General features: G+C 41.7%; 24 protein-coding genes, 1 tRNA gene and 1 CRISPR repeat array. Of the genes, 8 read left to right on the forward strand and 17 right to left on the reverse strand.

Going from position 1 to position 25,397, the window contains the following annotated elements; genetic code table 11:
* Positions 1 to 315: 315 nt before the first annotated feature.
* The 3 genes from glgP to I8752_RS02200 all read left to right on the forward strand — a co-directional run bounded on the left by glgP (position 316) and on the right by I8752_RS02200 (position 4,267).
* Entirely contained in the window at positions 316 to 2,529 is a 2,214-nt protein-coding gene (gene glgP, locus I8752_RS02190; RefSeq protein WP_214430689.1) for an alpha-glucan family phosphorylase, read from the forward strand.
* A gap of 204 nt (positions 2,530 to 2,733) precedes the next feature.
* Positions 2,734 to 3,441, forward strand: a complete 708-nt coding sequence (locus I8752_RS02195; protein ID WP_214430690.1) for a Uma2 family endonuclease — start codon at positions 2,734 to 2,736, stop codon at positions 3,439 to 3,441.
* Between the two features lie 31 nt (positions 3,442 to 3,472).
* Positions 3,473 to 4,267: a Tab2/Atab2 family RNA-binding protein gene (locus I8752_RS02200; protein WP_214430691.1), complete on the forward strand. Its 795-nt coding sequence runs from the start codon at positions 3,473 to 3,475 to the stop codon at positions 4,265 to 4,267.
* Positions 4,268 to 4,601: 334 nt separating this feature from the next.
* Positions 4,602 to 5,646: a CRISPR direct-repeat array (repeat unit 37 nt; unit sequence GTTGAAATTTCACTTACTCCCTATTAGGGATTGAAAC).
* A gap of 101 nt (positions 5,647 to 5,747) precedes the next feature.
* On the opposite strand, the gene I8752_RS02205 is transcribed toward I8752_RS02200, so the two are convergent.
* The 4 genes from I8752_RS02205 to I8752_RS02220 form a co-directional block, all read right to left on the reverse strand.
* Positions 5,748 to 5,821, reverse strand: a tRNA-Pro gene (locus I8752_RS02205).
* A 50-nt stretch (positions 5,822 to 5,871) separates the two neighbouring features.
* Complete coding sequence (locus I8752_RS02210; RefSeq protein WP_214430692.1) at positions 5,872 to 6,237, reverse strand: DUF1818 family protein; 366 nt, start codon at positions 6,235 to 6,237, stop codon at positions 5,872 to 5,874.
* Between the two features lie 275 nt (positions 6,238 to 6,512).
* Positions 6,513 to 7,130 (reverse strand): hypothetical protein, encoded by a 618-nt coding sequence (locus tag I8752_RS02215; RefSeq protein WP_214430693.1) that lies wholly within the window; start codon positions 7,128 to 7,130, stop codon positions 6,513 to 6,515.
* Positions 7,131 to 7,208: 78 nt separating this feature from the next.
* The gene (locus I8752_RS02220) at positions 7,209 to 7,448 is read right to left on the reverse strand and encodes a DNA-directed RNA polymerase subunit omega (RefSeq protein WP_214430694.1); all 240 of its coding nucleotides are present in this window, start codon (positions 7,446 to 7,448) and stop codon (positions 7,209 to 7,211) included.
* Between the two features lie 261 nt (positions 7,449 to 7,709).
* Between I8752_RS02220 and I8752_RS02225 the strand changes: the two genes are divergently transcribed.
* The gene (locus tag I8752_RS02225; RefSeq protein WP_214430695.1) at positions 7,710 to 8,129 is read left to right on the forward strand and encodes a fasciclin domain-containing protein; all 420 of its coding nucleotides are present in this window, start codon (positions 7,710 to 7,712) and stop codon (positions 8,127 to 8,129) included.
* A gap of 83 nt (positions 8,130 to 8,212) precedes the next feature.
* Here I8752_RS02225 and I8752_RS02230 read toward each other — a convergent pair whose 3' ends face one another.
* The 7 genes from I8752_RS02230 to I8752_RS02260 form a co-directional block, all read right to left on the reverse strand.
* Positions 8,213 to 9,676, reverse strand: coding sequence for a glycoside hydrolase family 13 protein (locus I8752_RS02230; RefSeq protein ID WP_214430696.1), 1,464 nt, complete (start codon positions 9,674 to 9,676; stop codon positions 8,213 to 8,215).
* 240 nt (positions 9,677 to 9,916) lie between these two features.
* Complete coding sequence (aroF, locus tag I8752_RS02235) at positions 9,917 to 10,981, reverse strand: 3-deoxy-7-phosphoheptulonate synthase (protein ID WP_214430697.1); 1,065 nt, start codon at positions 10,979 to 10,981, stop codon at positions 9,917 to 9,919.
* Positions 10,982 to 11,088: 107 nt separating this feature from the next.
* A complete protein-coding gene (locus tag I8752_RS02240) occupies positions 11,089 to 11,574 on the reverse strand; it encodes a PAM68 family protein (protein WP_214430698.1) in 486 nt (161 codons plus the stop codon).
* A 12-nt stretch (positions 11,575 to 11,586) separates the two neighbouring features.
* Complete coding sequence (rpsO, locus tag I8752_RS02245) at positions 11,587 to 11,856, reverse strand: 30S ribosomal protein S15 (protein ID WP_214430699.1); 270 nt, start codon at positions 11,854 to 11,856, stop codon at positions 11,587 to 11,589.
* A gap of 225 nt (positions 11,857 to 12,081) precedes the next feature.
* Positions 12,082 to 13,752 (reverse strand): alpha-amylase family glycosyl hydrolase, encoded by a 1,671-nt coding sequence (locus I8752_RS02250; RefSeq protein ID WP_214430700.1) that lies wholly within the window; start codon positions 13,750 to 13,752, stop codon positions 12,082 to 12,084.
* Positions 13,753 to 13,905: 153 nt separating this feature from the next.
* Positions 13,906 to 14,760, reverse strand: a complete 855-nt coding sequence (locus I8752_RS02255; RefSeq protein WP_214430701.1) for a cyanophycinase — start codon at positions 14,758 to 14,760, stop codon at positions 13,906 to 13,908.
* Between the two features lie 385 nt (positions 14,761 to 15,145).
* Complete coding sequence (locus I8752_RS02260; protein WP_214430702.1) at positions 15,146 to 15,349, reverse strand: hypothetical protein; 204 nt, start codon at positions 15,347 to 15,349, stop codon at positions 15,146 to 15,148.
* 302 nt (positions 15,350 to 15,651) lie between these two features.
* Here I8752_RS02260 and I8752_RS02265 point away from each other — a divergent pair, with 302 nt between their 5' ends.
* A complete protein-coding gene (locus I8752_RS02265; protein ID WP_214430703.1) occupies positions 15,652 to 17,562 on the forward strand; it encodes an ATP-binding protein in 1,911 nt (636 codons plus the stop codon).
* Positions 17,563 to 17,969: 407 nt separating this feature from the next.
* Here I8752_RS02265 and I8752_RS02270 read toward each other — a convergent pair whose 3' ends face one another.
* The 3 genes from I8752_RS02270 to I8752_RS02280 all read right to left on the reverse strand — a co-directional run bounded on the left by I8752_RS02270 (position 17,970) and on the right by I8752_RS02280 (position 21,595).
* Positions 17,970 to 19,013, reverse strand: a complete 1,044-nt coding sequence (locus I8752_RS02270; protein ID WP_214430704.1) for a 3-deoxy-7-phosphoheptulonate synthase — start codon at positions 19,011 to 19,013, stop codon at positions 17,970 to 17,972.
* A 255-nt stretch (positions 19,014 to 19,268) separates the two neighbouring features.
* Positions 19,269 to 20,927 (reverse strand): alpha-amylase family glycosyl hydrolase, encoded by a 1,659-nt coding sequence (locus I8752_RS02275; RefSeq protein ID WP_214430705.1) that lies wholly within the window; start codon positions 20,925 to 20,927, stop codon positions 19,269 to 19,271.
* A gap of 290 nt (positions 20,928 to 21,217) precedes the next feature.
* Positions 21,218 to 21,595 (reverse strand): DUF1823 family protein, encoded by a 378-nt coding sequence (locus tag I8752_RS02280; protein WP_214430706.1) that lies wholly within the window; start codon positions 21,593 to 21,595, stop codon positions 21,218 to 21,220.
* A gap of 227 nt (positions 21,596 to 21,822) precedes the next feature.
* Here I8752_RS02280 and I8752_RS02285 point away from each other — a divergent pair, with 227 nt between their 5' ends.
* Both I8752_RS02285 and I8752_RS02290 read left to right on the forward strand, forming a co-directional pair.
* Positions 21,823 to 22,068, forward strand: a complete 246-nt coding sequence (locus I8752_RS02285) for a polyribonucleotide nucleotidyltransferase (RefSeq protein ID WP_225895393.1) — start codon at positions 21,823 to 21,825, stop codon at positions 22,066 to 22,068.
* Positions 22,069 to 22,227: 159 nt separating this feature from the next.
* Positions 22,228 to 22,530: an acylphosphatase gene (locus I8752_RS02290; RefSeq protein ID WP_214430707.1), complete on the forward strand. Its 303-nt coding sequence runs from the start codon at positions 22,228 to 22,230 to the stop codon at positions 22,528 to 22,530.
* Positions 22,531 to 22,586: 56 nt separating this feature from the next.
* On the opposite strand, the gene I8752_RS02295 is transcribed toward I8752_RS02290, so the two are convergent.
* The 3 genes from I8752_RS02295 to I8752_RS02305 form a co-directional block, all read right to left on the reverse strand.
* Complete coding sequence (locus tag I8752_RS02295; protein WP_214430708.1) at positions 22,587 to 23,153, reverse strand: single-stranded DNA-binding protein; 567 nt, start codon at positions 23,151 to 23,153, stop codon at positions 22,587 to 22,589.
* Between the two features lie 282 nt (positions 23,154 to 23,435).
* Complete coding sequence (locus I8752_RS02300) at positions 23,436 to 24,692, reverse strand: FAD-dependent oxidoreductase (protein ID WP_214430709.1); 1,257 nt, start codon at positions 24,690 to 24,692, stop codon at positions 23,436 to 23,438.
* 118 nt (positions 24,693 to 24,810) lie between these two features.
* Entirely contained in the window at positions 24,811 to 24,957 is a 147-nt protein-coding gene (locus I8752_RS02305) for a hypothetical protein (protein ID WP_214430710.1), read from the reverse strand.
* Positions 24,958 to 24,971: 14 nt separating this feature from the next.
* Between I8752_RS02305 and I8752_RS02310 the strand changes: the two genes are divergently transcribed.
* On the forward strand, positions 24,972 to 25,397 hold a 426-nt coding region (locus I8752_RS02310), incomplete at its 3' end, for an ATP-binding cassette domain-containing protein (RefSeq protein ID WP_214430711.1).

Consider the following 25,397-nt stretch of genomic DNA (forward strand, 5'->3'; position numbering starts at 1 on the left):
AAAGAAGGTCAAATAAATTGATTGAAAAAAATATGATAAATATCAAAAAAATAGGGATAATCTCTAAAGGCAGAAATCATAACAACCATTAATTTTGGACAAAGTTTGATGTCTATAAACTGTTTCTAACTTCAGGGGAGGATTCAGTAATGAAGACTCGGTCGCAATTAGCCTGAAGGAGAAATGAAAGGATTGGGTATTGGGGATTAGTGATTGGGAAAAAAAAGATGTATGCTATTCATCCCAGTTCCCAATCCCCAGTCGCCAGTCCCTAGTACCTAGCATTTGAAAAATTAACAAAGAGCGGAGAATTATATGACTAGCAGAAGTGCAATCACAGCAGCGCTTCGCTTGAGTGAAAAGTTACCTTTTCCGCTCAAGCGATTAGCAGATTTAGCTTATAACTATTGGTGGTGTTGGACTAGCGATCGCATAGCGCTATTCCAAACTATCGATCCCCAAGAATGGGAACGGTGCGGGCATAACCCAGTGGCAATTTTAGAGGCGGCAAGTTACGAACGTCTGACTCAGTTAGCAGAAGATCCTTTTTATCTCAAGCAAATTTCCGCCCTAGCGCGGGAGTTTGATACTTACATGGCACAGCAAGATACTTGGGTGAGTCGCGTTGCACCGCAAGTTTCCCCAGACCGCCCCATAGCTTACTTTTGTGCGGAATTTGGCATCCATGAATCTCTACCCGTATACTCTGGCGGCTTAGGCATTCTCGCCGGGGATCACCTAAAATCATCATCGGATTTGGGCGTACCGATGGTTGGTGTCGGCTTGTTGTATCGCCAAGGTTATTTTCGGCAACGCTTAAACCGCCACGGTTGGCAAGAAGATTACTACTTGGATAATCCCTTTCTCCGGATGCCCATAGAGTTAATTAAAAATGAACAAGGGGAACCGCTGACCATTAAGTTAGAAATTCGCCAGCGCCAAGTGAAAGTGCAGATTTGGCGAGTGCAAGTAGGGCGGGTGAGTTTATATTTACTAGATAGCGATCGCGAAGATAACGATCCCATCGACCGCTGGCTAACTGGACATTTGTACGGCGGTAACTTAGAAACTCGCATCGCCCAAGAAGTTGTCTTAGGAATTGGCGGTGTCCGGGCATTAGAAGCCTTGGGAATTCAACCTTCCGTCTATCACCTCAACGAAGGACACGCCGCCTTCTGCACTTTAGAAATTGCCAGACTCGAAATCGAGCGTACAGGCAAATCTTTCTACGACATTGAAGCCAAAGTCCGGAACAGTTGCGTATTCACGACCCATACACCCGTTCCCGCCGGTCACGATGTATTTTCTCCCGATTTAATCGATTCGTACTTTGCCCAGTACTGGCCGCAATTGCGACTTTCCCGCGAGCAATTTTTAGCATTGGGCGCTAGGCGACTAGGCGATCCTTGGGAACCATTCGGTATGACTGTTTTAGCCTTGCGGATGTGTCGTGCTTGTAATGGCGTGAGTGAATTGCACGGTCAAGTTTCCCGTAAAATGTGGACAGTTCTCTATCCACAAAGGTCTGAAGATAAAGTACCAATTGGTTACATTACCAATGGCGTTCATGCACCCACTTGGACTGCTCCTTTATTGGCTGACCTATACAATCAGTATTTGGGAGAAGACTGGAAAACTCGTGCTGTCGATCCCCAGATGTGGGCGAAAGTTGACGAGATTCCCGACGAGGAACTGTGGTCGCGGCATCTCATCCTCAAAGAAAGACTAATAGCCTATACTCGCTACAAAGTCAAGAAAGCACGGGAACAGCGCGGAGAAGATTACAAACTCATTCAAGCCAGTGACAGCCTCCTCGACTCGAATGTATTAACAATTGGATTTGCCAGACGCTTTAGCCCTTACAAACGTGGCGATCTGATTTTGCGGGATGCTCAAAGGGCATTGAAGATTTTTGATGATGCTAAACGTCCAGTACAAATTATCTTTGCAGGTAAAGCTCACCCAGCCGATGAAGAAGGCAAGCGAATTATCCAGCGCTTAATGGAATGGTGTCAAAATTCCGGAATTCTCAACCGAGTTGCCTTTATTGAAGATTACGATATTTACACCGGACAAAAACTCGTGCAAGGTGTGGATGTCTGGTTGAATAATCCCCGTCGTCCTCTAGAAGCATCTGGTACGAGCGGACAAAAAGTCTGCTTTAACGGTGGTATTAATTGCAGCGTCCTTGATGGCTGGTGGTGTGAAGGCTACAAAGCTGGCTCAGATGGTAAAGGAATTAACGGCTGGGCAATTGGCGAAGATGCTCATACCAGCGACCAAGAATTACAAGACCGCATTGATTCGCGATCGCTTTATCAGCTATTAGAAGAGGAAATTGTTCCCCTGTACTACGACCAAGATGCTCAAGGCATTCCCCATCGCTGGGTGCAGATGATGAAAGCATCAATTAAGACCAATGCACCGTTATTCAACACAGACAGGATGATTGCTGACTACGTTTCACAAGTCTACGTCCCGGAAATTGCTACGCGTGTAGAACCAATTTTAGCTAAGGTTCTGCTATAGAGCATTTTCAGTTTCCTGGTTAGATAAAGGGGTGGGTTATCTACCCCTTTTTTTAATAGACTTCTTGCAAAAGTCGGGAAAAGGGGGAAAGGTTTGTTATTTTCCCTTTCCCCTTTAACCTTTTCCCGTCTGTCAAAAAGACTTTGGCAGACTACTAGAGGTTTGCTAAAGTCAGAATTATCCGGCAACTCCAAGGATTGGCAAATGGTTAGATACTCGCCCCAAATACAATCCGATTCGTCTCAAAGACATCTGCCTCCGCTTGAAAGTGGCGATCGCCTCACTCGCCCTGAATTTGAACGGCGTTATGCGGCTGCAACCCATATCAGGAAAGCAGAACTGATTGAAGGAATCGTTTACGTGGCATCTCCCTCAAGACACGAACAGCATGGCAAACCCCACAGTCGAGTTATAACTTGGTTAGGAGTCTACCAATCACTGACTCCCGGTGTTGATTTGAGCGTTGAACCGACAGTCAGACTAGATTTAGATAACGAACCACAGCCAGATGCAGTGCTGTTTATTGAGCCGAACGCAGGCGGACAAACCCGTTTGAGCAGCGATGGTTACATTGAAGGCTCTCCCGAATTAATTGTTGAAATTGCCGCGAGTAGTGTGGCGATTGATAGAGGCACTAAAAAACAAGTTTATCGCCGCAATGGGGTGTTAGAGTACGTAATTTGGCAATCCTACGAGAATCAAATTGAATGGTTTTGCCTAACCGATGGCGACTATCGATTGCTATCTCCCGATGCAGATGGAATTATTCGCTCTCAGGTATTTCCGGGTTTATGGTTGGCAGTGGAGGAACTATTAAATAATCAGATGGTGCGAGTGTTAGAGGTGGTGCAAGCTGGGTTGAAGTCACCAGAACATGCAGCGTTTGTGCAGCAGTTGCAGAAAGAAAAATAGGAGTGCGATCGCCTTTAAATTATTAATTAATATGCGTATATGGCAAGCCGATTTTTATCGAAGTCCGCTACAAGATACATCTGGACAAGTTTTATGGGAGTTGTTAATTTGTGACGCAACTCGTAACTTTGAGTATACAGCTACCTGTCCCCAGTCAGCAGCGAATTCAAATTGGGTTGCAGAGCAAATTCAGCTAGCAGCTGGCGAACAATTGCCAGATTTGATTCAAGTATTTCGTCCTCAATCTTTGAGTTTAATTCAGGCGGCTGGGCGCAATTTAAATATTAATGTCGAACCTACCCGCCGCACTTTGGCATTAAAACAATGGTTGCAAGAAAAGCAATATCCCTTAGCGCTGGATAAACCACCACCCGCACCATTACCAGAGAATTTGTGGGGGGAAGAATGGCGCTTTGCTACACTTGCGGCTGGTGAACTCGTAGATGTGTTTGCGGAACGTTTAATTCCCGTTTTGTCCGTGCCAGAATTTCTTAAACCCATCAATCTGGGCTTGGCATCAACACTTCCTATACCTGGTGTAGTAATTTATGGTGGCAGGCGATCGCTACGTTTAGCAAGATGGTTAGAACAAGCAAGTCCCGTAGCGCTAAATTATCTAGCTGGTACGCCCGATGGCTTGGTACTAGAAGCTGGTTTGGTAGACAGGTGGATTGTCGCAACTTTTGAAGATGCAGAAGTTGTAGCCGCAGCTAAAGTTTACGAACAACGCAAGCAACAAAGTCAAGGGTTACATTTTCTGTTGGTACAGCCTGATGATTCAGGAATGACTTACAGTGGCTTTTGGCTGTTGCAGGCAGAAAAGTAATAAGCTGAAAAATATCTAAATTGCATAATCTAATTAAATGAAACTATAGTGGTGTCGGCTTCTTGCCCACCCTAGCTATGCAAGTTATACCAATTCGTAATTCGTACAGGCGCGGATGGGTAGCTGTTTGAAATCAAATTTTGGTAAATGAGCTTGAAACCCTTTTAACATCAGGCTTGCGAACAAAATATATCTTTTAGTTGCCGCGCACCTTATCTAGAAAGGGTTTTAGCTATTTGCTGATTACTGGGTAACAATTTTTTATGCTACTATTACATCATTCGCGCAACAGAACCTTGAAAATCCAATATAGATTGTATTCCAGGCGACCGCAGTTGAAATTTCACTTACTCCCTATTAGGGATTGAAACCAGCAATCAACTGCAAAGCTTTATCATAAGTAGTTGAAATTTCACTTACTCCCTATTAGGGATTGAAACACCCCAAGGGAAACTTTCATACGCAGCGTTCATCCGTTGAAATTTCACTTACTCCCTATTAGGGATTGAAACTATTCAATCGGCAGCTGCAACGGATTGAAAAGCCTGGTTGAAATTTCACTTACTCCCTATTAGGGATTGAAACGGCGATTTCAAAAACCTGTCGCGGATTAGACATGTTGAAATTTCACTTACTCCCTATTAGGGATTGAAACCCTCAAGTTGGACTTCCACCTGTCCACGTGGACAGTTGAAATTTCACTTACTCCCTATTAGGGATTGAAACTTTAACAGCAGTGAAAGAACCAGCAGCAGCTTTAAAGAATGTTGAAATTTCACTTACTCCCTATTAGGGATTGAAACTTTAAATAATTCACCTGGTGGTACTTCCAACCATCGTTGAAATTTCACTTACTCCCTATTAGGGATTGAAACTCTTTACAAGATAATGCTCGAAGAAATTTTGAAAGGTTGAAATTTCACTTACTCCCTATTAGGGATTGAAACCTACCTTTTTTGCATCTGTATTTACTGATTGTAAGTTGAAATTTCACTTACTCCCTATTAGGGATTGAAACTGCAAAGATGGTAGGCAATCGCATGTTGTTTGGAGTGGTTGAAATTTCACTTACTCCCTATTAGGGATTGAAACGAGAAGGGCATTTACTTCAATGTGACCAATAGAGACGTTGAAATTTCACTTACTCCCTATTAGGGATTGAAACTATTTCTACTCTTGCGTATCCCTCTGATGGACCTATGTTGAAATTTCACTTACTCCCTATTAGGGATTGAAACGTGCATCTTCTGGGACGACAGCGAGGAACCACGTTGAAATTTCACTTACTCCCTATTAGGGATTGAAACAGTAAACAAACAATCTGATTGTAGTTTTGAAGATGGTTGAAATTTCACTTACTCCCTATTAGGGATTGAAACAATGCAGCGTATGATTAAGCGATCGCTAATGCCGTTGAAATTTCACTGCAAAAAATCTGCCAATCTCATTAAAAGATTAGCAGTTAGGGTCTTTTGTAGAATCGGAGCGGCGGGATTCGAACCCACGACCTCCACTACCCCAAAGTGGCGCGCTACCAAGCTGCGCTACGCCCCGGTCAGAATTTCTATCATATTACAAAACATTGGGATAATCAAGAGGCAGATTTAAAAAACTTTGAGCATCCCACTAGCTTGCAATAAACCCGGTACAGCAGAAGCATACCATTGACCTTCTACACACCGTCCTTTATTGAGGATAAAGTGCAGATTGTATTCATGGGGATAACCTTCTACTTCCATCCATAATAAATCGCTTTCAGCTTCACAGGCGATTTTCTCTTCGTCCATCAATTCTTCTGTGAGTTGCTTCATGGTGTCTGCTAACTGTGCCAGTAACCGACAAAAATCATCTAATTCGGCTTCTGTTAACTCAATTGCCCAATTATCAGTACCGACTAAGCCTTTAAATTCAACTGCATTGGGATTCCAGCCAATACGCCAACCAGATCCGCTTTTAACTAAACGTTCCATTAAGAGTTAGGAGTAGGGGAAGTAGGGGAAAATTTCTCACTCAGCGCTTCTGACTTTTGCCTTAAAAATCAGGAGCGATCGACTTCTAGCAAAGTGCTGAGTGCTGAGTTCTGAGTCACCGAAGTTTGCCCGGAGGGAAACCCTCCGACGCTCGATGACTCGCTAACGCTGCGCTATCGCAACTTCTCGCTGAGTATAAACCCAATGCTTACCTAGTTTCTAGCAATCAATACTGTCCTAACCTTTGGTTCAATTGCTATATATTCTTAATTTTATTACCTCAACAGTTGAGCGCCACCTTGTTGGGGCTGCTTTGGAATCGTGGAGTTACTAGGACTAGGTGTGGTGTTTGAGGTGGGGGTTGGGGTATTTTGATAATTTTGATTAAAAATATTGGTTAAAACTTGCACCAGGGTATTTCTTTGACGACGGGTGAGATTGGCAATAGCTTTGCGATCACTTTCTAGAGGATTTTGCCGTAATGTATCGTTACCTGGATAGTTGGTTTCATACATAATCTCATTCGCACCCAAGTAATCGGCTAAGGTTAATTTCCAATCTAGGCGATAATTTGGGGCACGTTCTTTTACATAAATGTGATAACGAATTAAACGACTTGCCAAGGTATTGTTCTCAGCAACTTTCCCCGTCTCTTTGCTGATGTATTTGTTTTCTTTTGGGAGGTCAGGCAATTGTTGATAAACTTTTTGCCAAACATCGCCAGGACTTATTCTCTGAGCCATAGCAGGTTCTATACCAAGTAAATTGCTTGGTGTTATACCCACTCTTGAAGCCAAAACAATTATACTCACCACCATTAAGATGATGAGTGCTGAGTTGAAACTGAGAATAAATTGGCGGATTGATTTAGAAAGAAGTTTTTTCTTTTTCATATAGGGAAAATTCTGAGGTGAAAGTCTAATGCAAATACTTTCGTACTCAACACCCAGCACTTTCAACTCAGCACTGTTTTAAATTTCGCCAATAATTTCTGGCTGAGTCAATTCGTCAGACATTTCGATAATTGCCCTCAGTACTGGCTTCATCATCACATCTTCCGCGGGACTATCAAAATCTTCGTAACGCCGACGCTTGGCACGATTTGCCACTTGAACTGTAATGCGGTAGCGATTTGAAGCTGCACCAATCAAATCTTCAGCACGATGCATAATTTGAGATTGAGTTGTCTCGAACTTTGAACGCTTTAGCATATTCAGTGGTTTTTAGGGTCATCAGAAGAGATGAAGTATCAAGTATGAAGTAGACCTAACAGGCGCATCAGCATGTATCCCATGAGATTCTTTTTACTTCAACCTTCATCCTTTCTTGGGGTCATTCATCAGTTTAGCAGCACTTATAAGTCTGCTGCTGTGTCAAGAATTATTGCTAACCTCTCTCTTGATAGAGGCTGAGGGCTTTTCGTCATTTTATAAGTGTTTTGTAACCGTAAGTTAATAAATTAACCTGACCTTATGGCTGATATTGTAGAAACTGCTGTCAACGCCGGAAATTTCAACACGCTGGTAAAGGCTATTAAAGCTGCAAACCTCTTAGAAACTCTCAAAAGTCCTGATTTTCTTACAGTCTTTGCACCTACTGACGAGGCTTTTGCTCAATTACCAAAAGAAACTTTAGATTCTCTACTGCAAGACATCCCTAAACTAAAAAAGATATTGATGTATCACGTTGCATTTGGTGATATTAGGTCTGATGACTTGGTACAGATTGAAGAAGCAGAGACGCTGGAAGGTTCAGTTGTTGCGATCGAGTCTACTAATGGCGTGATTAAAGTGAATGATGCCAACGTCCTCAAAACCGATATTCTCGCCGATAATGGGGTGATTCACGCAATTGATGCAGTGTTGATGCCAGCAATGGTGGCTGGAAAATAGGGAATTGGGTACTGGGGATTGGGTATTGGGAAGGAGAAAAACTCCTTTAATGAATTAAATTCTTTCCTAATCCCCAGTCCCCATTAACCTAAACCAAGGATGCAGGCGGAACGTTCGCTAAGTGTTAAGGAAAGCTGCTGAGTCTCTGCTTCACTATTCCACTCGACTTCGGCAGTTCCGTACAACAGCTTGTTGGGTTGAGTACGCAAACTTTTAACATCGAAATTAGCTTTTGTCGATGCTGTACCAGCATTAACGGCAATAATCAATTCCTCTGTACCTAAAGTCCGCGCAAAGACGTACAGCGCACCTTGAGCGTAAATAACTTGATAATCTCCTGTACGCAATGCTGGATAAGTATGACGGAGGGCAATTAATTGGCGATGACTATCAAGAATTTCTTTATTCCAGCTAGCTTCTAAAGGAAAGCCACGACGTGAGTCTGGATCGATCGCCCCAGGTAAACCAACTTCATCTCCATAGTAAATACTAGGAGCGCCGGGAAATGTCAATACCAATAAAGTCGCTAATTCTACACTAGCTTTATCACCACCAGCGATGGTAATTAATCTCGCTGTGTCATGACTTGCTAACAAATTGAGTTGCGTTAGCTGAATTTCCCAGGGATAAAGTTGCAGTAGTTCCTGAATTTTGGCAGCGTATTCAGCAGCAAATAAGGGAGGGTAAGGTTGATAATCTCGGCTTTGCACTTGTTCTAGCACGACGCGATCGCCTGCTGCAAAAGCAATTGTCGGCCCGGCAAATAAATAATTCATTACACCATCAAATTGAGTGCCATCTAGCCACTCACGCGAATCTCCCCAAACTTCGCCCACAATATAAGCGTCGGGATTGATGGCTTTGACGCGATCGCGGAATTCTTGCCAAAAACCAGGAGTTTTAATTTCAAAGGGCACATCTAACCGCCAGCCATCGATGCCGAATTTAATCCAATATTCGGCAATTTCCATGATATATTCCCGCACTTCTGGGTTATCGTGGTTAAACGCTGGCAAGGCGCGATTGTCAGCCCAACCTACATAGTTTGCCGGAAACTCGCCATTATAGGGTGATAAGGGCCAGCCTTCGATTTTAAACCAATTTACCCAAGGAGAATGAGGGCCATTTTCTAAAACGTCGTGGAAGAAGAAAAATCCCCGACTGGAATGGTTAAATACTCCATCTAGAACAACTTTAATATTCCGTTGATGAGCGGCATCTAGCAATTCTTTGAAAGCCTCGTTACCCCCTAGCAATGGATCGACTTGATAATAATCGTGGGTGTGATAGCGGTGATTGCTAGCTGATTGAAAGATGGGTGTGAAGTAAATAGCGTTAATCCCCAAACCCTGGATATAGTCTAATTCTTCCAAGATCCCCCATAAGTCTCCGCCTTTGTAACCTTGGAGTGTTGGCATAGCTTCCCAATCTTCCCAACGAGCCTCGTGCAACAGTCGTTTGCGCGGCTGTTTACTTCTGGCAAAGCGATCTGGAAAAATTTGGTAGAAAACAGCGTGCTTAACCCAGTCTGGTGTTTGAATTTGCATGAATTACTTTTTTATACCTTCAGGAGCGATCGTTGCAAATACTTGCTGATTTGCAACTCTCACTTGTGGTAGAAAATTAAGCAGAAGTCAAAAGTCAGGAGTCAGTAATTTTATCTTCTTGCTGTTCTCCTTCCTTCGTTCGCATTAGCGTCTTTGCAGGAGAAGAGGGTTCCCGCAAAATAGAGTAGCCTCAGCACTCAGCACTCAGCACTCAGCACTTGTAATGATACTCAGCACTATTTATTTTTGTGCTAATGCTACTGCTGGTTGCTGCCAGCGTCCTACTGCTTTACCAATTACTGCTAATTCTTGCATTAAGTTGTCGAAACGGTCTGGTGTCAGCGATTGAGGACCGTCAGATAAAGCTTTGGGAGGGTTGGGGTGAACCTCAATCATCAACGAATCAGATCCAGCTGCGATCGCTGCCATTGCCATAGAAGGAACGAATTCAGACCAGCCAGTACCGTGGCTGGGATCAATCATAATCGGTAAGTGAGTTAGCTTGCGTAAAACTGGTACTACTGATAAATCCAGCGTATTTCTTGTATATTGGCGGTCAAAGGTGCGGATACCCCGTTCGCATAAAATCACATTCGGATTTCCCGCTGCCAAAATATACTCGGCTGCCATTAACCAATCTTCTATTGTTGCTGCCATTCCCCGCTTTAATAGAACTGGTTTTGGCTGTGCGCCGACTTTTTTGAGCAAGGAGAAGTTCTGCATATTCCTTGCACCCACCTGAACCACATCAGCAACTTCGGCGATTTTATCTAGTTCGGCGGCATCCATCACTTCTGTAATAATGCCCAATCCGCTGACTTGGCGGGCTTTCGCTAACAATTCCAAAGCACTCTCGCCGTGTCCTTGGAAGGCGTAAGGTGAAGTTCTGGGCTTGTATGCTCCACCGCGTAAAAACTTGGCTCCTGCTGCCTTGACACGCTGGGCCGTTTCTACAATCATTTCTTCATTTTCGACCGAGCAGGGGCCAGCAACGACTACCAAGGGGTGGTGTTCTCCAAACACAACTGGGCCATCAGGAGTACCAACTACTACTTCAGAAGCTTCACCATGACGGTACTGGCGGCTAGCTCGTTTGTAAGGCAGTTCTACCCGCAATACTTGCTCAATCCAAGGGCTGATTTCTTGAATTTGTAACGGGTCTAAGGCGGCAGTTTCACCTACTAGACCGATTACAACTTTGTGTTGACCAATAATTTTTTCTGGTGTCAGCCCCCAGCCCATTAGTTCCTCGCTAATGCGGTTGATTTCCGCTTCCGGGGAACCACTTTTCATGACTACGATCATAGTTATTGAAGTACTATAAATTTTTACGTAGCAATGTTGAAGTTATGAAATCTAAACTTCAACATTCCAAAACCGCAATTATTCTGATATCTAAGCGCCGAGCATCGTTACTTTTGCCGAGTTTCGCGCCAAACTGCGCTCATCCGTCCCCAATTGGTGCGAAAATCACCCAAGCCTAGCAAGCTTCCAGGTCTTTCTTCATCCCAAGAGGCTGACAGAACGCCATAGGTTATCCCCAATACTCCTAAACCAAAAAATCCCATATTCACTAGTAACACAGCGATGGGAGCCAGTTTGATGTCAGAGTAGATGGTCAGCAGATAGCTGACTACGAGGGTAATAATACCCAAAGCTGTGGGTATCCCACAAAATCCAGCTACGCGCCGGATCATACGCTGGCTAACCACTTGGGGAATAGCCATCTCTTCTTTGTTAAAGGGCGGCTGTTTGCTGGGTTTTTCAGGCTGTTTTGCCTGTGTTTGCGGTTTACTCGCCGCTTTAGCAGGTTTTTGACGCTTTGTTTTCGGTTCAAAGGGCAACCGAGACTCGGAAGCAGGAGATCCGCTAACTCGCTCAGATTCTTCAGCAGACATAAGCGCTAGTTCCTATCCACGAATACCGAGGCGACCAATCAAGGCTTGATATTTTTCCCGGCTGTCTTGTTGAATATAGGCTAGAAGACGCTTACGCTGACCAATCAGCTTTAACAATCCTCTGCGGGAAGAATGGTCTTTTTTATTTGCTTGCAGATGTAAACTAAGGCGGTTAATCCGCTCGGTCAACATAGCAATTTGAACGTCGGCAGAACCAGTGTCGGTTTCATGAACCTGGTAGTTGGAAATTATTTCTTGTTTGCGCTGTTGCGTCAGAGCCATGATCGATTAAATTTCTAGTTTTTCTAAATGTATGCAGCAGTCTCTCATAATATCACAGCAGCCCAGGAGGTGGATGGGGGATTGACAAAAGACAGGGGTTAGGAGTCAGAAGCTAGGAGTTATAACGTTTTACGTTAAGGTTAATACTTTTAGGCAGCAGAGGAGCAGGAGAGCAGAGGGGAAATTACAGTGACTTTGTGACTTCTATTTGCTGCTTAAATTTAACTACTGGGAAATGAGTATTTTTGCTGTAAGGGCTGGCAAGTCGGTAACTATACCATCTTCTTTGAGCTTTACCTCATCCTTAGTAAACCAATCTTGCCAAGAATTAGCAGTTGGGAAGTTAGGAATATGGTATTTATTTAGATTTTGGTCAGAGAAATTTGCCACGACGACAACGCTAGAACCCCATTCATAACATCGATGGAATGCTAGTAATTTAGCGTCTGCATTTTCGTGGAAAAACTCAATATTGCCATTTTGGAGAGCTGGAGTTTGTCGGCGTAAAGCAATGAGTTTTTTATAGTACTCGAATAGGTCGCGATTTTGGTCGTTTGCCAACAAAGACCAAGAAATTGGCTGTGGCTGAGTAACGCTTTTACTTTTAGCTTGGTATTCGCCAAACTCTTCTCCCATCCACAGCATCGGTATACCTATTGCTGTAATTAAAAGAACGGCTGCTAATTTAGCTCGTGCAAATGCAGATTTGTCAAAAATACCGCGATCGCCTAATTCTCGCAACAGACGTTGGCGATCGTGGGTTGCCAGATAATTAATCGTATTAATCGCAGTCGCATAACCTTGCTTTCTGGGGTCTAAAACTTCCTTTAGCCTTTCTAATTCAAATTTTTCCCCAGTAATATGAGGAATCATAAAGTAGCGAAAACTTTCATGCCAACAACCATCCAAAGGCCCGTCTGGTTGTACTACAGCGTTGGTATCGGGAATATGTTCGGCAATATTGTAAAACGGTTTAGGTCCAGCATGAATTTGCCCTTGTTTAGCCAGCCAGTCTAGAAATTCAAAGTTAGCCAACTGACGCACAGCATCAAAGCGAATCCCATCAATGTGATACTCTTTAATCCAATATTGCACCACATCACCGATGTATTTCCATGCCGGCTTAACATCTAATTTATCGTCATAATTATTATAGTTAAATTCTGGCCCCCAGTAATTATCTGGGTCTTCAGGATAATGCTTGTTTTCGTAGTACCAATAATTTCGGTCAATCAGCATTAACGGGCATTCTTCATCTGTATGGTTATAAATTCCATCGATAAAAACGCGAATGCCTCTACTATGACATTCATCAATTAAATGCTTTAAATCTTCTGTAGAACCGTAACTAGATTCTGTAGCAAAAAAGTGCCGGACTTTATAGCCCCAGCTATAGTTACCAGGGTACTCGTTGACTGGCATTAACTCAATTGCATTAATTCCCAGTTTGCTCAGATAATCTAACTTTTCAATTACTCCTTTATATTTACCTCTTGTTTCTAGGTCAACCTCATCGCCTGTAAAATCAGCAACGTGCATTTCATATATGACTAATTCATGATTATTTGGCAATGGTTTGTCGTCATTTTGCCAAACGTAAGTATCAACAATGCGCTGCCCATCTTTAATTCTTAATATACTGTGTTTTTCCTCTTCATTAACATCTGTTGCGTAGGGGTCGATAACATCTACCCATTCATCAAGTGCAAAATTTAGACTTTTGGTTTGAATCCGAAATTTATATTGATAACTGCCGTCTTCTAATTGAATTTCTGTTCTGAAATAACCATCCTCGCCTTTTTGCATTGGTATCTCTTTCCAATCAGAAAAAGACCCAATTAAAGTAGCTGCTTGATTGCGAGGAGCAAACAACTTAAATTCAATTAAATTTGCCATATTACACCTAAGCAATAATTACTATATTGATACTTAATAAGATTATTTTTTCAAATTAAAACATTTAATACTTCTTACCTAAGTAGTAATAAAATAGCCCCCTTACTAAAGAAGTCAGGGGGATATTCTACTCTAATTTATATGTACTAAAAGTTAGACACTGGTTGCACTCACTGGTGTGGGAACATCTGGTACAGTCCCATTATTCAAGATAGGTTGGCGAGTTTTGAGGTCAAATTTGTAACCATGTGGCAAAATATGCAGTTTTGCTCCGAAAACTGCTAACGGTTCGTCTTTCAAGATTTCGTTAATATTATTATGTGTAGCTTCTGACTCATCAACGACTGTGACACAGCCTTGGCCAATCACTTCAATTTGGCTATCAGTCACAACCATAGCAGTATTTTCATCAATACCAAATCCTAGGTCAGCTGGTTCCTGTAACAAAGCTGAAATCAAGCGTCCCAGCCGACCGCGTTGTGAAAAATGCTGATCGATGACAACTCCTGGCAAAAAGCCCATACCAGGTCCCATTTCGACAATTTCAATCCGGGGATTGGTTTCGGAATCGCCTTCCACAATCATTTTATCTGGCATAACTGCGGCTCCTGCACTTGTGCCTGCAACCACTATGCCTTCAGCATAACGTTTGTGAATGGCTGTATCGATTTCAGTATCCTTGAGAATACTGGTGATCCGGGCTTGATCCCCTCCTGTGAAGAAAACGCCTGTTGCTTTTGCGATCGCTTCTAACGCTGTAGAAGAAGTTGCATCTTCACGAGTTTCTGTATCAACTATACGAACGCTTTCAGCTCCCAAGCGCTCAAATACTCTTATATAATTTTCTCCCACTTCTCTAGGTAATTCTGTGGCTGCTGTCATAATAACTATGTTCGCTTTCGTACCTCCAGAACGCCGCACAAACTCCCTCAGGATTTGAGAATCTCCATCTTTATCTTCGGCTCCCCCAATAATCACGAGTTGCCGTTTGTTGTTACTTTCAGTCATAATGCCTCCCTGAGATTGAGTTAACTTATTTCAATAAAGCATGACAATTACAGCTATCAAATCATCCATTTGGTAGATTACACTGTCAAAAATAAGGTTAAAAAGTATATAGTTTGTTCATGAATAAATTCTGAGAAATTACTGGATGAGATATGTGTCTAAAAGACTCAACAGCCTCTAGAAACATTTTCTAGAGGCTTTAATTATTGCAAGATTGTTTGGTAATTAAGCTTTGTTATGTTAGTTTCAAGTACTGTTAGTACCTACTATGAATGAGGTAATAGATTTTGCAAAATTAGCTCTGTTGGCAAATTAACACTTATGAGAGACTGTGGTAGCCAAATTTAGCTACATATCTGGAATTTAGAATTTTGAGCGAGAATACTTAGACAATCCGACTTCTATAAAGCAAGTTAGTTAAGAAAAGACGCGCTTGTTCTAGTGGAAGATGTCGGGGTTTACCTTGATATACAATCTGATACTCCTTGATGTCAGGCCCGTCTCCATGACCAGAAATCAACTTAGAGCGAAAAGCCTCCTCTGCAAGTTGTCTAACTTCATCTCTCAAAGCAGTTTGCGTGCTATTCATTGTTTTCCTCCTAAAATTTTATTTATATTATTCTGACAAATATATAATTTTGAAAAGATAATTGCACCTTTCAAAGGTTATATATTTTATAGTCAGTATCAGTGTACTAACTAAATTAAAGGGCTAAATTATGCCCTGAGATAGTTGAAAACGCGGATAACGGGAGTTAGTTTGAGGCTAATCATCTTAATGGCAAACTAAATTACTCTCTAAAAAGTAATGTGAGGTAATCTACAATCGAGAAGTTTAGGCAATAACTTAGAGTCCAGATTTCAGGGTGTTTAGTTGAAGGTTTATCATCAATGGTTCAAGAAAAAAGCACTAGTTTAACCCGCATTAATGCTAGAAAAAATGATGTATTCGATATTTTCAACTTCAAGCATTACGCCGGGCCGAACCCCTATTTGGATACAGGGGCGCTAGTATTTGATTTTGCTCTAATTGAATATAAAGAGCCTCTGCCCCTTGAGGATTATATTTCAGTTATTAGCGATCGCTATCCCCATCTTAGCGAGCAAACCTACGAATCCTATGCCCAATTGTTTGCCCAAGTGGCATTAGAGGTAGGAAAACTGGATATGGGTTTGCACCTCAGCCACTCAAGTGTCAAGCCAGATATCAGATACTCACGGATTAGCATTCAATCGTTACACGAACGTACAACCAGAGAAGTAGTTTACTTGGCTTGGGATTGGTTTGAAGCCATTACTCAACAAGATGACTTTGCTTTCGAGGATCGGCTTGAGAGGCTGCAAACTAAATTCCGCGCATCTGTTTACGGCGGCCCCACAGTTTATGCCTTATTGCGAACCGCTGCTGAAAAAGGTATTCCCTCTTTTTATTTGTGGGAAGAAGGACTGATGCAGTACGGACTGGGAAAAAAACAGATTCGAGGTATCGCAACAACATTTAATTGTGATAGCCATATAGATTCCGACTTCACAACCCGCAAGGATGATTGCAAAGCATTTCTCAACACCTTGGGTTTTCCAGTACCTAGAGGTGAGATCGTCATTTCCGAAAATGAAGCATTAGCAGTAGCAAGAGAAATCGGTTATCCAGTAGCAGTAAAACCTGTAGTAGGTCATAAAGGAATCGGTGTAACTGCTGACGTACAAGACTCAAGAGAACTAGAATCCGCTTATGGTAGGGCTTTAGCAGCGATTCCCGAAGGACAGCCAACACGGATAATTGTTGAGAAAAGTATTTCCGGCTCAGATTTTCGCTTGTTATGCGTCAATGGTAGATTTGTCGCTGCTACAGAACGCCGTCCAGCTTCAGTTGTTGGTGATGGCTATCTAACTATTGCTGAGTTAATTCGTCAAGAAAACCGAAAACCCGAACGTCTAGACTCACCAACCTCGCCAATGAGTAAAATTCAGGTTGATGAGGCGATGGAACTATACTTAGACGAACAACGCTTGTCATTGAATAGTGTCATTGAAAAGGGACGTACAGTTTATCTGCGTAAAGTTGCCAATCTCTCGGCTGGGGGTATAAGCATTAATGCAACCGACACGATTCATGATGACAATATTATCTTGGTGCAAGACATTGCCCAATATTTCCAACTAACTTGCCTCGGAATTGATGTCATTACTAAAGACCTCTCAGAATCTTGGAAATCTGGTGGCTTTGCTATCTTAGAAATCAACGCAGCACCAGGCGTTTTGATGCATCTTAATCCTTCTGTTGGGGATAGTGTTGATGTACCGTCTCATATCTTAGAAACCTTTTTTAATTCGAGTACGGATGCCAGAATACCGATTATCACCTTTAATAAAATCTCTGTTCAAGAACTGCAAGAAACAATTGACCATATTCTCTTGCAGCATCCCGAATGGACAATAGGTGCTGTTTGTCGTGACACAGTTTTTGTAAATCGCTCTAAAAAAGTATTGCACAAAGAGTACAACAGCAACGTCCAAAGTTTATTACGCAATCCAAAACTAGATTTGCTGATTGCCGAGTACCAGGAAGACATCCTCGAAGAAGAAGGTATGTTTTACCATGGGAGTAATATGGTAGTTTTGGATAATCCCACGGAAACTGAAATGATATTAATGCGGGATATCTTAGACGGTTCTACTGTGGTGATTAAAAAAGACAATAGTATTTCCATCCGTCGCAAGGGACTAATTGAAGATTATATCTTGGGAGAAGATGAACCATTTACCCGCGTTTATTTGAAAGAAATTGGAGCAATTTCCTAATTTTTTTCAACACAGAGGTAGACAAAAAGGAATTTTAAATTAAAAAAGAGCCAACTTGTGAGGTGTGTTAGCCTACGGCATAACGCACCTTATCAAATTAGATCGAGATCGTGCCTGACTTCATTAACTCACCTGACAAATTAGTATTAGAAGATTTATTGTTTGTTAGAGCTAATTTGTAAACTCAAGTAAAGTAGTTGTCTTGTAAGGGTTTCAAGAGTTTGAGCCAATACATCACTTATTCGCTGAAACCCAGATATAGTAATGAGTTGAGTATCCTTAAGATTTTCTTTACGAATCAGCTCTTAGTCGCTACTAACTCTATAACCTCTACTTCTAAATTTGACTGAGTAAGCAAGATCGCAGAGAAACCTGTAAGTGACTTTCAATCCCTCTAAGCATTAACTTTACTTAATTTTTTCGTGGGCAGCTAAAATAATCTTTTCTGTTTCTTCCCAATTGATACATTTATCAGTTACAGAAACCCCATATTGTAATTCTTCTCGCTTTCCTGTAATTGGTTGATTACCTTCATATAAATTAGATTCCAACATCATTCCCACTATTGATGTGTTGCCATCTACTATTTGTTGAATCACATTTTCAAAGACAGCAGATTGTAATTTGTAGTCTTTATTTGTATTGCCGTGGCTACAGTCGATCGCAATTCTAGGTGGTAAACCAGCTTCTTTAAGTTTTTCTTCTACCAATTTGACATTCACTGGGTCAAAGTTAGGCTGACTACCGCCACGTAAAATGACATGACCGTAAGCATTCCCTCTAGTTTGAAATACGCTTACCTGACCTTTTTGATTAATTCCTAAGAAATTGTGAGGACTTTTTGCCGAATGTAGCGCATTTAAAGCTACTTGAATATTACCGTCTGTGCCATTTTTAAAACCTACAGGCATGGAAAGTCCACTTGCCATTTCCCGATGAGTTTGTGATTCAGTTGTGCGTGCCCCAATAGCAGACCATGTAACTAGTTCGCTAATGTATTGAGGTATTATTGGGTCGAGTGCTTCTGTACCAGTAGGTAAGCCTAATTCTGTAATTTTTAATAGTAAATTTCGTGCAATTAATATACCATTTTCGAGATGAAAAGAATCATCCATATCGGGGTCGTTAATTAACCCTTTCCATCCTACTGTTGTTCTGGGTTTTTCAAAATAAACTCGCATAATTAACAGCAATTTATCTTGAACTCGTTCGGCTAAAACTTTCAGTTTTTCTGAATATTCCAGCGCGGCATTGGGGTCATGAATTGAACAAGGACCAACTACTATAAATTTTCTGCGATCCTGAAAGTCCAGGATGTGTTGTATTTCCTGTCTAAAGTTTAAAACCGTTTGTTCGGCCGATTTTGTTAAAGGTAATTTTGATTTGACTTCGCTAGGAGTTAATAAAACGTGAGAATTCTTGATGTTAGTGTTAGATAACTGATTGTGCATGGAGCGGTTCCTGCGTTCTTGGCTACTTCATCTATGCGTGAAAAATCATACACACATTTTAGATTAAAAGGACAACATCAAATCAGATAATTTTAGACAAAAAAGTTTACTACTTGACAAATTTGCGCTCAAAATGTAGATGTATTTGTCAATAAATACTGATAATGGCTAGTTTCATTTTTAAAATAAAAAAGGGGAAAATATTTCCCCTTCGCAGTGTTTATTTAAACTGCTGACTGCGGTTAGTGTATTTTATTACTGCCAAACAAACACTTTTGCTTCGTATGGCCCGATATCAGTTACGATCCCATCATCACCAGCTTCAATATCATAATCAGCTGTCCATTCGTGCCATGTGCCACTAGCAGGAAAGTTAGGAACTTGGTAGTCAGCTAAGAAGTTTTCTGAGAAGTTTGTGACTACAACAACACGAGAACCTTCATCATTCCAACGGCTGTAGGCTAGCACTTTAGCTTCTGGATTTTCGTGAAGAAAATCAATATTCTCAGTGTAGAGAGCATGATTATTTTTACGCAGATTAATCAACCCTGAGTAGAATTTAAACAAGCCTTTATTTAACTCGTTACCTAGTAGCGTCCAATCGATTTTGGCTGATTCCTGCTGTTTGGGTTTGTACTCACCAAATTCTTCACCCATCCAAACTAAAGGTACGCCGACAGCTGTCATCAAAATCGCTGCGCCTAATTTAGCACGCCTAAATGCTTCCTCATCAAAAATCTGGCGATCGCCCAACTCTACCATAATATGGTTGTGGTCGTGGTTGGTAAGGTAATTTACTACATTCGTAGCACCCATAAAACCTTGACGCTTACAATCAATTACATCTTTGAGGCGTTCTAAATCAAATGTATCGCCGCAAATATGTTCCAAAATACAGTGATAGAAACTATCATGCCAGCAACCATCCATCGGCCCGTCTACGTTGGTGATGCTAGTAGTTTCAGGGATGTGTTCTGCAATATTGTAAAAAGGCTTACTCCCAGCTGTTTTTTTAGCTTCCTGAACAATCCAATGCATGAAATCGTAGTTAGCTATTTGCCGTGCCGCATCATAGCGAATACCATCGATGTGAAAATTTTCAATCCAATAGCGGATTGTATCGCCAATAAATTTTCGCGCTGGGAAAACATCTAAATTTTCGTCATAGTGTTCGTAATTAAACTCTGGGCCCCAGCTATTATCGGGGTCGCGTGGCGAATGGTGATACCAATAATCATGGTCTATTTGGGTTAATGGTGCAGATGCTTCTGAATGGTTATAAATACCATCCATAATGATACGAATACCTTTACCATGACACTCATCAATTAGCTGTTTTAACCCAGCAGTGGAACCATAACTAGATTCAGTTGCAAAAAAATGACGCGGGTTGTAACCCCAGCTATAATCACCTGGGTATTCTTTGAGTGGCATCAATTCTATAGCATTGATTCCTAATTCACATAAATAATCTAACTTTTCAATAACATGTTTATACTTACCTCTAGCGTATGGGTCGTCTTCGCCACCAGAAAAGTCACCAACATGTAATTCATAAATTACTAATTCGTGGTCGGCAGGTAAAGGTTTGTCATCATTTTTCCAAACGTATGTATCGACAATCCTTTCTCCATCTTTTATGCGTACAATCCCGTCATCTTTGCCACTCAATTCATTGATATCAGTTGCATAGGGATCTGTGACATCAACCCACTGTTCTGGTTCTAAAAACCATGAGTTAGACTGAACGCGGAATTTATATTCATAGTCGCCATCTTTTAATTCAACAGTTGTACGAAAATAACCATCTTCACCTTTTTCCATTGAAATTTCTTGCCAATCAGAAAAAGAACCAATTAGCGCAGCTCCTTTGTTATAAGGCGCAAATAGGTTAAATTCAATTGGTTTTGTCATAATATTGTTTGGAATATATTATCTCAATAATACTTATCTTCTAAATTATTAATCATTTTGCATATTAGTCTAGAGAAATAATTATATAAGTATTACCTCTATCTATAGGAATAATATCTACTATGTAAAAAGATTGTTTATTTGGAATTTAATTTTATGACTATTAGTCAATATTTCTTCGCCCACTATCAGATGATAGAAATACAAAATAATTAATAAAATATTTTTTCGATCAAAAAAAGATACAACTTTAAATTAGAATTTCATGACTGAAGATTTCATCAGCAAATTTAATTCAAGTAATTAATGTTTTGTTGCAAATAACTTAATAGCCAGTTTGCTGCTGTTGCTCTGCGAGTCTGCCGAGGCCCAAATTCACCTATTTTGTAACCTTGAAAGCCCAGTTTTTCTTTTAATAGTTGTTTGTTTTCTGTAGGTATGGAACGAGTTAACTTGATTGTTGCAGGGCGACTATCAATAAAATTTGGTGGTTGTGGGTACTCCTCTCGCCATTCTTGGGCAACTTCGCTATTATTCCATTTTTCTGATGAAGAGTCATAACGGTAGCCTAAATAGTACCACACCAATTGATTGACTGTAGCATCATCAATTGTATCGTTGAGAATTGCCCAGATAGTTTTTGTGGTGAGTGGTGGCAGATTAGACATAAGCAATAAAGAATCCAAAATTTAATCAAGATTTAGTAAATTGGTAATCTGTAATGGATGGCTGATGAGTATCTATGACCTACTTGAGTTAATTTTCAATTGGGAAGGAGCAACAGCTAAGTAAAAAATACTTTATCACTACTTTGATAGTCTCCTAAAGATAGGGGTGATTTTATATCGATCTACACCTACTGGAAGATTTGTCTGCTATAAGCATTAGACAAACTATGAAAGTGACCGCAAAAAAGGAAATTGGTCAATTCAGGAGGAAGATTATGGGGATAGGCGATCTATTTAGAAATATAGGCGGTGGTAGAAAAGGACGCGATGATGAGTGGGATAGACGCGACGATCGCCAGCCTAGAGATGATGAGGAAGAAAACGAAGAAGACAGCCAATACAGATATGGCAACGAGGAAGAAGATGAAGAAGACAGCCAATACAGATATGGCGATGATGAAGAAGATAGCTAGCACCGATATCGTCGGGGTGGCGATGCCTTTTGTTTAGGAAATGCTACCGCGAACAGCAACCAAAAGCAAAAAGGCGATTAATTTCACGAGTTAAAGTTAAAAACAGATTGTGTACTCACAAACTCGGTAGACTGGAAATCGTAAAGAATAGACCAGTCTATGCAGAATTCTACACCCCTGCCAAAGCTAATCCGCGCCCATGTATTCGTTTCTGGCCGAGTCCAAGGAGTGGGCTATCGCTATGCCACTGTGGATACAGCTAGCCAGTTAGGATTAACCGGTTGGGTGCGGAACCTCCCCGATACTCGTGTAGAAGCAGTTTTTGAAGGGGCACGGGAGGTTGTAGAAGAAATGATTCGCTGGTGTTACTCAGGGCCACCAGCAGCTGTGGTGAAAGAGGTTGTGATTGAGTACGAAGAACCAGAAGGATTGCGGGGATTTGAAGTTAAACGAGGTCAGTAATCAAATTTCTAGCATTAGGGGCGCACATAGCTGTATGCCCCTACTTAATTTGTTATTTAGAAAGGGATATCATCTGGATCGGGTTCTTCTGCTGCTGGTGTTGGATAGGTGGCTAGATCGAAATTGCTGGATTGGGGGATTGGTTCGCGTGTGGGTTGGGGAACGACACCAACAGAGGTTTTAGCTGGAGTAGCTGCCGGACGAGGTGATTCATAATTAGGAACATCTTGAGAAGTTGCTACAACAGAGGAAACTGCTGGGGATGATTGCCGCGAAGGAGTTTCTGCAACTGATGTATTTCTCGATGAAGTATTAAAATCACCTGTTAAAGATTGAATTTGCTGCACTGTTAATTCAGCACGTTTTTCTTTAAAACCTTCTTGACGTTCTACCGTGTGCATTCCTAAGCGCCCTACTAAAATGACGCGATCGCCTTGATGGTAGTTTTGCTGAATTTCTGTGGCTAAATTTCCCCAACCTACAACTTTCAAAGTAGCTGGCTGATCTTCTTGCTTTTGGGAATTGGGAAACTGCACAAGCATTTCTGTAACTGCCAAATTATCGGCTGTATACCTTAGTTGCGGTTCTTGAACGATTTCCGCCATCAAAACGCAGCTGTTCATTAAATCCTCCTGACTGGAAAAAGTGCTGATGGGAAAGGTGGCTTTTTATATGTAGTGTCAATCAATACCTAGATACGTTTGGTCGTTTGAATTTTTTAATATATCGAAATTAATTTTCTACAACCACTTTCTATTTTGAGTCTGTTCTAGCATAAAAGCCAAGCGATCGCCTTGAACAGCATTTGAGATGCAATTCATCACTTTCGCCTGACTGGGAACGAGCATTGAGTTCTGCATGAATAGTATAATTGTACCATCAATAGCCAGAAAAAATACTCGAAGTTAGATTTTGACGCGAACAGGGAAAATACCTAAAGCAATGAACCGTGCTGGCAGATCGCGTAAAATGGGAACCTTCAACAAAACAGGTGGTTGGAAGATGCGATTTGAGTTAAGAATAGGAGCAAATACCTGTTTTTGAATAAAAGTCTGAAATGCTTGAATAATTCGTGTGGGCAACTCCCGTTGACGTTGGATTTTTGCTAAATCCTTAACATCTACATGTCGGTTCAATAGTGGTTTACTGAGAACATTTGCTGCCACGACAGCATCTTGAATTGCGTAGTTAATGCCCACTCCGCCAACAGGAGACATGACATGGGCAGCATCACCGATGAGTAGAAGTCCGGGACGATACCAGCGTTTGACGCGGCTAGATTCCACTGCCAGAAAGGCCACCTGCGACCAATCATGTAGATTGTGGATGCGATCGCTTAATTCTGGTACAACTTCGACAACAGATTTTTTTAATTCTTCCAATCCAGTAGTGCGGAGTTTTTGATAGCCTCCCTTGGGGATAACATAGGCAATTTGCCATTCATCACCGCGATCGAGCATTACCAAAATATGACCTTGCCCGAAGCGTCCCATACCTCCCTCAGCATCTTCTGGGTTCTTGGGTAGACGGAACCAAAGAATATCCATTGGTGGTGAGGTGTCAATTGACTCAAAGCTACCTAGTTGCCTTAATCGTGAATGACGACCATCTGCACCAACTGTAATTATTGCTCGGATTTCGTGCCAGCCACCTCCTCCCCGATAGCGAATACCTTCAATCACACCATTTTCTGTAATTAATTCCTGGACATTTGCACCCATTACCAATTGAAAATTAGGGTATTTTTGTGCCTCTTGGGTAATGAACTCCAAGAATTTCACTTGAGGCAGCATTGTAATGTAAGGGTAGCGAGTTTTCAGATGGCTAAAATCTGCCAATGTTACGGTATCTTGAGGAGTTTGCACCCGGATGCGGTGCATTTTGGTATGGGGCAATTGTAGCAAGCGATCGCTTAAGCCCAATTGCTCCATAATTTCCATTACCGACGGGTGAATTGTATCTCCCCGAAAGTCGCGATCGAAGTCTTTATGCGCTTCTATAAGCATGACAGAAATACCTTGACGCGCCAATAACAGCGCTAACATAGCTCCTGCTGGCCCGCCGCCCACAATGCAACAATCTGTAGTTTGTACGTCTACAATGTCATGGACAGGGTTAATACTTGGGTCTTGGGAAAGATTTTCAGGTAAATAGGTAGTCATAACAATACCTACTGACAGCCTTAAAATACAAGCGTAGTTCGCTTTTTATGGTTCGAGCTATTTTTTTAACTTTTCGTATTCCCATAGAACGTGTATCATGGCGCTAAACTGTCCTTTGTCAGTTGTTAGTTGTCAGTTGTGAGGCAGTCCGCCCAAAGGGGATTTCTCCATGAGGAACAACTGGCCCCGTAAGAGTCAGTTGTAATTTTCTTGCCACTGACCATTGACCACTGACCACTGACCACTGACTATTGACCACTGACAATAACTCAAACTCTCGTGGCGCAAGTTGTTTTAGAAAACGTTTATAAAAGTTTTCCCTCGCGTAAAGGGGAAGTTGTTGCTTCACAAACCCAAACCCCACTCAAATACGGGCAGAAAAGTGATGCAGTACAAGAGCGTGCAGAAAGTGTAAATGTCTTGCGGCGGATTAACCTGACGATCGCAGATGGGGAATTTATGGTGCTGGTAGGCCCTTCCGGTTGTGGTAAAAGCACCCTATTGCGGTTAATCGCTGGTTTGGAAGCGATGACTGGAGGCAATATTTGGTTGGGCGATCGCTTAATCAATGACCTACCACCCAAAGAACGCGATATTGCAATGGTGTTTCAAAATTACGCTCTCTATCCCCACATGACGGTGTATGACAATATTGCTTTTGGGTTGCGCCGCCGGGGGAGAGCAGGGGGAGCAGGGGAAGCAGGG

The sequence above is a fragment of the Dendronalium phyllosphericum CENA369 genome, from assembly GCF_016056275.1.
GTDB lineage: Bacteria > Cyanobacteriota > Cyanobacteriia > Cyanobacteriales > Nostocaceae > Dendronalium > Dendronalium phyllosphericum.